Below are 6,568 nucleotides of genomic sequence, written 5' to 3' on the forward strand. Positions count from 1 at the left end.
GTGACCCCGCCGGGCACAGCGCACGTCCGGGCTGCTCACAGCGACGAGCGCCGCCGCCAGCCCCCGGCTCGGCCCGGCGTCACGGCCGGGACGCGGCGCCCAGGTGCACCCGTTCGGGCTACCCCGGTCGGCCTAGTGCCGCGCCCGCGGCTACAGCGACATCTCCTCCACGCGCTCCGCCAGGATGATCCGCGCCGCCGCCTCGATCAGCGCCAGGTGCGAGAACGCCTGCGGGGTGTTGCCCAGGTGCTGGGAGGTCGCGACGTCGAACTCCTCCGCGTACAGGCCGAACGGCGACGCGACCCGGAGCAGCCGCTCCATCAGGTCGACGGCGCGCTGCTGCTCGCCGACGACCATGAGCGCCGAGACCAGCCAGAACGAGCAGATGACGAACGTGCCCTCGCGCCCGGCGAGCCCGTCGTCCGTCTCGTCCGTGCGGTACCGGAGCACGAAGCCGTCCTCCGTGAGCTCGTCGGCGATCGCCAGGACGGTGCTGTGCAGCCGCTCGTCCGTGCGGGGCAGCAGGCCGAAGTGCGCGGCGAGCAGCGCCGACGCGTCGAGGGCGTCGGTGTCGTAGTGCTGCCGCAGGACCCCTCGCTCGCTCACGCCTCGCGCCAGGATGTCCACCTTGATCTCGTCGGCGGTGGCCGCCCAGGTCTGCTGCAGCCCCGGCTCGCCCCAGACGCCGGCGAGCTGCGCGGCGCGGTCGAGCGCCACCCAGCACATGATCTTCGACGAGACGTAGTGCCGGGGCTCGCCCCGCGCCTCCCAGATGCCCTGGTCCGGCTCCTGCCAGACCGCGGTCGCGCGCTCCGCCTGGGCCTGCACCACCGGCCACAGCCGGGCGGGCAGCCGCTGGCTGCGCCGGGTGTGCAGCAGGACGGAGTCCAGCACGGACCCGTAGACGTCGTTCTGCCGCTGGTCGAACGCCCCGTTCCCGATGCGGACCGGGCGCGCGTTCTGGTAGCCGCTCAGGTCGTCCCGCGTCGACTCGGTGAGGTCCCGCCGCCCGTCGATCCCGTACATGATCTGCAGGCCGCCGTCCGGGTTCGGCTCGACGTCCGCGACGAACTGGAGGTACTCGTCCGCCTCCCAGTCCAGCAGCAGGTAGTGGAGCGCCTGGAGCGTGAACGTCGAGTCGCGCACCCACGTGTACCGGTAGTCCCAGTTGCGCTCTCCGCCGGGCGTCTCCGGGAGCGAGGTGGTCAGCGCGGCGACCGTCGCCCCCGTCGGCATGTACGTCAGCCCCTTGATCACCAGGGCGGACCGCTCCAGGTACGGGCGCAGCCGGTGGTCGGGCAGCCGCGCCCGCCCCAGCCAGCGCCGCCAGAAGTCCCGCGTCGCCGCGACCCGCGCCAGGGCGTCGGCGGCGTCGGCCGGACCGTCCAGCGCCACGTCCCAGGACAGGGCGCAGTAGGCGCTCTCCCCCGCGGAGAGCACGTGCCGGCCCCGCACCGCCTCACCCTCGAGCCCGAGCGCGAGATCGGTCCGCAGCCGCAGCGTCGCGTCCGGCCCCGTGACGTCCGCCGTGCCGCCGGCGGCGTCGACCGTCCACGGCACCCGCGTCCGCCCGTAGTCGAAGGCCGGCTGGCACACCAGCTCGACCTCGACGGACCCGTCCAGGCAGGTCGCGGTCCGCACGAGCAGGTGGCTCGCGTCGTCGTCGGCGGGCGGGCGGGTGTGCGGCGTGGTCTCGTCGGCACCGGTGCGCGGCGCCATCACCAGGGCGTCCTGGACCTCGACCCAGCCGCTCGGGGTGTGCCAGGTCGTGATCAGGACGTTGGTGCCCGGCTCGTAGGCGCGCGAGGTCGGCACGTTGATCCCGTACGGCGCGAAGCGGAAGTAGCCCGCGCCCCGGTCCAGCAGGCTGCCGAACACGCTGGGACTGTCGAACCGCGGCACGCACAGCCAGTCCACCGACCCGTCCGGCCCCACGAGGGCGCCGGTGTGGCAGTCGGACAGGAACGCGTACTCCGCGATCGGCGGGAACGGCGACAGCGTCGGCTGGTCCACGTCAGGCCTCCGGGTGCGGGGCGCGGCCCCCGACGGCCGCCTCGTCCCCGAGCGTCCGCGTGCGCTCCCCGGCGCACCACACCCCGGCGGGGTACGCCGGGCGCGAGGCGACGAGGTCCGCGAATCCCCCTCCGAGCACGGCCCGCTCCGCCTAGAGTCGTGACCAGCCCATCCACCACCGGCCCCGCACGGCCGCGCCCGAGGAGTCCCATGGAGATCGCCGGCCCCGTCCTCATCGTCGCGGCGGCGGTCGTCGCCCTCGTCGTGCTGCTGCTCGTGGGCGTCGTCTACGCCAAGGTCCGGTTCAAGATCGCCACGCCGGACGAGGCGCTGATCATCACCGGCCGCAAGAGCGGCAAGCCCGTCATCAACCCGGAGACGGGCGACGAGACGACGGACCTGTCCGGCCAGCGCGTCGTCATCGGCGGCGGCACGTTCGTCAAGCCGGTGTTCGAGCAGGTCGCGCGCCTGTCCCTGGCGGCGCAGAGCTTCCCGGTCACCGCGGAGGACGCCACCACCAAGAGCGGCGTCGGCGTCACGCTGCGGTCCATCGCGGTCGTGAAGGTCGGCGGCACGGAGCGGATGGTGCGCGCCGCCGCCCAGCGGTTCGCGGGCCGGAGCCAGGAGCAGGTCATCGAGCAGCAGACCAGCGAGGTCCTGGTCGGCGTGCTCCGCACGATCGCGGGCACGCTCACCGTCGAGTCGATCCTGTACGAGCGCCAGGACTTCTCGAAGGAGGTCAAGGACATCGCGGTCCCGATGCTCGCGGAGCGCGGCCTGATCCTGGAGAACTTCGAGATCCAGACCGTCGAGGACTCGGGCAGCTACATCCGCAACCTCGGGCGTCCGCGCGCCGCCGCCGTGGCCCGGGACGCCGAGATCGCGGAGGCCCAGGCCCAGCAGGAGAGCACGCAGCGCTCCAACGAGGCGGCCGTGCAGATCGCCGAGTCGAACAAGGCCCTCGCGCTGCGCAACGCCCAGATCGCGCAGGAGACCGCCACCGCGCAGGCCGAGGCGGAGGCCGCCAAGGAGCGCGCCGAGGCCGAGGCCCAGCAGGAGGTGCTGGTCCAGCAGGAGCAGGTCGCGCTGCGCCGCGCCGCCCTGCGCGAGCAGGAGCTGCTGACCGAGGTGCGCAAGCCTGCCGAGGCCCGGAAGTACGAGGCCGCGCAGGAGGCCGACGCCCGCAAGTACGCCGCGGAGCAGGAGGCCGAGGCCGCCAAGACCACCGCGATCCGCCAGTACGAGGCCGAGGCGCAGCGCACCACCGCCCAGGCCGAGGCGGAGGCGTCCGCGGCCCGCGCCCGCGCCGAGGCCGCGCTCGTCGAGCAGCAGCGCCGCGCCGAGGGCGCCCTGGCGCTGGCCCGGGCCGAGGCGGACGGCATCCAGGCGCGCGGCGAGGCCCAGGCCGCCGCCGAGCGCGCGCAGGGCGAGGCCCGTGCCGCCGCGATCAAGGCCGAGTCGGACGCCTACCAGGCGTTCCCCGAGTCGGCGCGGCTGCAGATGGTGCTCGACGCGCTGCCGAAGGTCGCCCAGCCGTACGCCGACGCCCTCGGCAGCATCGACGGCATCACGATCATCGACAAGGACGGCGCCTCGCGGCTGCCGGGCCAGGTGTCGACGGGCGTGCAGGAGCTCGCGGCGCTGCTCAAGGCGCAGACCGGCATCGACGTGCTCGACCTGCTGCGCGGTGCCGGGGCCGGTGCCGGTGCCGGTGCCGGTGCCCACGACACGCCCCGGCCGCGCGTCGCACCCGCCGACGCCGACGCCGACGCCACGAACGGCGCGACGCGCTGACCGGCGACCCGCTGAGCGACGGGCCCGCGCTGCGGCTGCCGGTCGACCTGACCGGCCTCGACGCGGCGCCGCTGCGGACGGACCGTCTGGTCATCCGGCCGCTCCGGGACGCCGACGCGGACGACGTCGCGGCCTACCAGGGTCTGCGCGACGTGGTCGCGTACCTGCCGTGGCCGGTCCGCGACCGTGCGGCGAGCCGCGCGCACACCGCCGCCCGCGCCGCCCGTCGGACCCTGGACGCCGAGGGGGACGCCGTCGCGCTCGCGATCACGCTGCCGGGCGAGCCCGGGCTGGCCGACGCCCGCGCGGACCGCGTCGTCGGCGACCTCACGCTCGTCGCCGCCAGCGCGGGGCACGCCCAGCTCGCGGTCGGCTGGGTGCTGCACCCGGGGTTCCAGGGGCGCGGCTTCGCGCGCGAGGCGGCCACCGCGCTCCTCGACCTCGCGTTCGACCTGGGCGCGCACCGGGTCGCGGCGACCGTCGACCCCGACAACGCCCCGTCGCTGGCCCTCTGCGACCGGCTGGGCATGCGCCGCGAGGCCCTGCACCGGGAGGACCGTCACGACGGGACCTCCTGGCGCGACACCGTGGTGTGCGCGACCACGGTCACGGAGTGGCGGGGAGGGCGCCCGGCACGCTGATCGCGCGCCGGACGCCCCGGCCCGTCAGCGCGCCGCGTAGTCCGCGATCCGGGAGTCGATGATCCAGTCCGCGTCCTCGGTGCGGTCGGGCGCCGCCTGCTCGTCGGTCTGCAGCAGGAACAGGTCCTGGCCCGCGGAGTCGTTCCACGTGACGTCGACGACCCGCCAGGACTCCCCGACCCGGACCTTGTTCCACGCGTGCCCCTCGCCCGAGCCGGTGGCCACACCCGTCACGTACACCGACTCCAGGCCCGCGGCGTCCGCGAGGGCCTTGAACCCCTGCGCGTAGGAGGCGCACACGCCGAGCCCGTCGAGCAGCACGCCCGAGGCCACCCACCCGTGCGGGTAGTCCTCGATGTCGCCGGCGTCCCGGGCGGCGAGCGCCGCGTCGTCGTACGCCGCCGTGCTGACGAGGTGGTCGTTGATCGCGGCGACCTTCTGCTCCTCGGACATCCCGTCGGTGATGATCTCGCCGATCACGCGCTGGACCTCCGCGCCGAGCTGCTCCTGCTCCTGGCGCCGCTGCTCGGCGCTGTCGAAGCCGGTGTACGACACGTACAGCACGGAGCGCTCGTCCAGGTAGCCGACCTCGACGCGCGTGGCCGCGAGCGCCATGGGGTTCTGCGCCACCGCCTCGTCGACCGCGTCCCACAGCGCGACGCCGGTCGCGGTCGTGGTGGTGCCGGGCTCCAGGTAGCCGCTGAGGTCGATGAACTTCTGCCCGTCCACCAGGTTGGCCGCGATGTAGGTCGTGAGCGGGTTGCTGCCGCTGACCGGGTAGGGGACGTCGGGCGCGCTGGTGCTGATCGTCGCGTCGTCCAGGTCCCGCGGGTTCGTGCCGACGTAGGTGTACGCCTGCTCGCCGCCGGTCCGCGCGCGCTCCGCCGCCGCGCGCTCCGTGGCCGCGCGGGCACCCGCCTGGGCCGTCGCCATGTCCGCGGCTGCGACCGTGTACTGGTCCGCGAACATCGTGCCGACGACGGTGAACGGGATCCGGTAGTGCGTCTCGCGCCGGGAGGAGACGATGTTCCCCGCGTCGTCGGTCGTGCTGACGACGATGTCCGCGGTCTCGACGCGGTCCGGGTCGTACGCGACGGGGCGCAGGACCGTGGTGCCGTCGGCCAGGCTGATCGGGTACTGCGTCGGGAGCTGGTCGACGGTGTCGAGGTGGTTGCCCTGCACCCCCATCTCCTCGGCGGCGTTGAACGCGATGACGGACGGCAGCCGGCTGACCAGGTCGGCCCCGTTCATCGGGGCGACCGGGCTGAAGCCCTCCGTCGTCACCGCCATGACGCCGAACGCGGGGTCGGCCGCCGGGTCGTCGACGCTGCTGGTCAGGCCGTCGAGCGCGTCGTCCTCGGTGACGATCGAGCTCTCGAGCAGGCGGTTCATCTGGATGACCTCCTGGTCGAGCAGGTCCTCGGCGGCCAGCGCCTCCTGGACGTCGTCGTCCTGCTCGATCGTGGTCCACGAGGTCCCGGTGGAGGTCCCGATGACCGACATGCCGAGCTCGTCGACCTTCACCACGTAGTACTCCTCGGCGCCGTCGACCGGCTCCCACGAGAAGTGCCCCACGCCGTCGCCGTCGACCCGGACGGCGAACGGCGTCGTCGGCAGCTCCGTCGCGGGCGTGAACGCCGTCACCCGCGGCTCGTCGAGCGGCGCGCCCGTGGCCCGGTCCCGGTACTCGGCGATGTAGTACGTCTCGTACAGGCCCCACGTCCCGGCCTCGTTGACCTCCACGCCGTCCTGGTCGTCGAACAGGTCCCCGACGAGCAGCGTGGCCGTGACCGCGTCGTCGGTCGGCTTCACGTGGAGCGCGCCGTCCCACCCGACGCTGGTCATGGCGTCCTCGGCGACGACGGTGAGCCGCGGGTCGACGAAGACCTGCACCACGTCGTCCGTCAGCGGCGCGTCGGCCAGGTCCTCGAGCTCCCACTCCACCGGGAGCGCGAACTCGTGGTCGCGCGGCACGTCGAGCTGGACGTCCGCGAACTCGGCGTCGCCCAGGTCGGCGGGCCCCGCCGCGACCGCGTCGGCACCCTGGGCCTCGTCGGTGCCCGACAGCCCGCGCACCGCGAGGACGCCACCCGTGACCAGGACCAGGCCGAGAGCGAAAA

The 6,568-nt window shown here is 74.4% G+C and carries 5 protein-coding genes; 2 read left to right on the forward strand and 3 right to left on the reverse strand.

All coding sequences use genetic code 11. The features are described from left to right. Window positions 1-150 precede the first annotated feature (150 nt). Window positions 151-2,013, reverse strand: coding sequence for a glycoside hydrolase family 15 protein (locus QNH85_RS14300; protein ID WP_282947455.1), 1,863 nt, complete (start codon window positions 2,011-2,013; stop codon window positions 151-153). A gap of 1 nt (window position 2,014) precedes the next feature. Then, window positions 2,015-2,152 carry a hypothetical protein gene (locus tag QNH85_RS14305; RefSeq protein ID WP_282947457.1) on the reverse strand — a complete coding sequence of 46 codons (138 nt, stop codon included), beginning with the start codon at window positions 2,150-2,152 and terminating at the stop codon, window positions 2,015-2,017. Between the two features lie 71 nt (window positions 2,153-2,223). Here QNH85_RS14305 and QNH85_RS14310 point away from each other — a divergent pair, with 71 nt between their 5' ends. Together QNH85_RS14310 and QNH85_RS14315 are read left to right on the forward strand one after the other, a co-directional pair. Beyond that, on the forward strand, window positions 2,224-3,807 hold the full coding sequence (locus QNH85_RS14310; protein ID WP_282947458.1) for an SPFH domain-containing protein: 1,584 nt from the start codon (window positions 2,224-2,226) through the stop codon (window positions 3,805-3,807). Between the two features lie 92 nt (window positions 3,808-3,899). Beyond that, the gene (locus tag QNH85_RS14315) at window positions 3,900-4,448 is read left to right on the forward strand and encodes a GNAT family N-acetyltransferase (RefSeq protein WP_282947476.1); all 549 of its coding nucleotides are present in this window, start codon (window positions 3,900-3,902) and stop codon (window positions 4,446-4,448) included. Between the two features lie 24 nt (window positions 4,449-4,472). Here QNH85_RS14315 and QNH85_RS14320 read toward each other — a convergent pair. Next, window positions 4,473-6,568 (reverse strand): transglutaminase domain-containing protein (locus tag QNH85_RS14320; protein ID WP_282947460.1); only part of this gene is annotated, 2,096 nt, incomplete at its 5' end.

It is taken from the genome of Cellulomonas endometrii (genome assembly GCF_949769265.1).
In the GTDB taxonomy this organism is placed as follows: Bacteria; Actinomycetota; Actinomycetes; order Actinomycetales; family Cellulomonadaceae; genus Cellulomonas; species Cellulomonas endometrii.

Bases quoted from the DNA above. Each gene is read 5' to 3' on its own strand.
- QNH85_RS14310 (WP_282947458.1), top strand. From the start codon at position 2,224: ATGGAGATCGCCGGCCCCGTCCTCATCGTCGCGGCGGCGGTCGTCGCC.